Consider the following 1,196-nt stretch of genomic DNA (forward strand, 5'->3'; position numbering starts at 1 on the left):
GCGACCATTGAACCGGAGGTAATGGTAAACCATGCCGGAACAATCCTTACAAGAGAAAAGCTGGTCATGGGAGAAAACGGTTACGTGCGGATTGAAGAGTACGGATTTGAAGATTCCACGACACTGGACGAATGGCTTGCAGAGTATAATTAAGACGATGGAAATGGATATTAAAGAACTGACAGAAAAATACCGTGAACGCTTTGAGGCTTTTTACCATACGGAAGGAAGCAATACCGACAGAAAAGGAAACAGGAGGAAAAGAACGGAAGAAAGTCCGAGCTTTCTTAAAGAGGTTATACGCCCGATACTTGATATGCTACCGGAACTGTTACCAAAGTATGGCTTTACCAAAACCACGGATGAGTACGCCATGTACGGGAAATATTACCGTATTAAGGCAGGCGTTGTACTTATTGGAGGATTTTCTATAAACGAGGACTTTGGGTTGTTTTTTACACCTCTGTTCCATGGTAAGGCCTGTGGTAAAAGCCATAGGATAGACAACATGAAACAACTCGTTAAAACCATCAGCGAGGAGTTTGAGAAAAGGGAGGTGAAAATGAGAGAATAGTTCCGCTTACAAAAAATGGGGCGAATCCGCAAATTATTGTATATTTGCCCAATAAAAAAGTCTGTATATACCTTTCGGACGAAAGACCAACAGCTGAATTGGTTGCAGGCGCTTTTTATGTTTGGCAGACACCAAACCATATACATATATTATATGAAAAAGGAACAGATTATCCGTCAGTGTTACGGAGGTATGAAAGAAAAGCATGGCATGGAAACCGTTACCCTTTTCCATGTAGGTGATTCATACGAAGCGTATTTTGAAGACGCCGAAACGATTACCCGGATCATGGAAGCGCCTCTTTTCAAGATGACGGCGGCGAATATTCCTGCTGTCAGGATATCAGATACTGCCATGGAGGAATGTCGAAACCGGTTGTTGGATGCAGGACATGAAGTATGCGTGTCCGAGTTTCGGGGGGCATCCGGCCGCCACATCCTCAAAATTCTATGAAACAGTTAAGAAAGCAGGCTGATGAGTTTGTTTTCATGACAACCACAATCGGTCCACGGGCGATATTGGTATTTCTTGTCATTGTGGTAGGGCTGTTACGGATGTGTATTCCCGATAAGACTGATCCAATGGACAACAGTATCAACAAATCTTCCGAGATAGTGGCCCA

Annotated in this window: 3 protein-coding genes; all 3 read left to right on the forward strand. The window is 43.4% G+C overall.

Features of this window, described 5'->3' with window-relative positions; genetic code table 11:
- Window positions 1-6: 6 nt before the first annotated feature.
- Window positions 7-153, forward strand: coding sequence for an LPD28 domain-containing protein (locus LPH68_RS26270; protein ID WP_370638812.1), 147 nt, complete (start codon window positions 7-9; stop codon window positions 151-153).
- A gap of 4 nt (window positions 154-157) precedes the next feature.
- A complete protein-coding gene (locus LPH68_RS26275) occupies window positions 158-574 on the forward strand; it encodes a hypothetical protein (RefSeq protein WP_230297276.1) in 417 nt (138 codons plus the stop codon).
- Between the two features lie 153 nt (window positions 575-727).
- Window positions 728-1,027, forward strand: a complete 300-nt coding sequence (locus LPH68_RS26280; RefSeq protein ID WP_121972133.1) for a hypothetical protein — start codon at window positions 728-730, stop codon at window positions 1,025-1,027.
- The last annotated feature ends 169 nt before the right edge of the window (window positions 1,028-1,196 follow it).

The organism is Bacteroides sp. 1_1_30, from assembly GCF_020982715.1.
Lineage (GTDB): Bacteria > Bacteroidota > Bacteroidia > Bacteroidales > Bacteroidaceae > Bacteroides > Bacteroides xylanisolvens.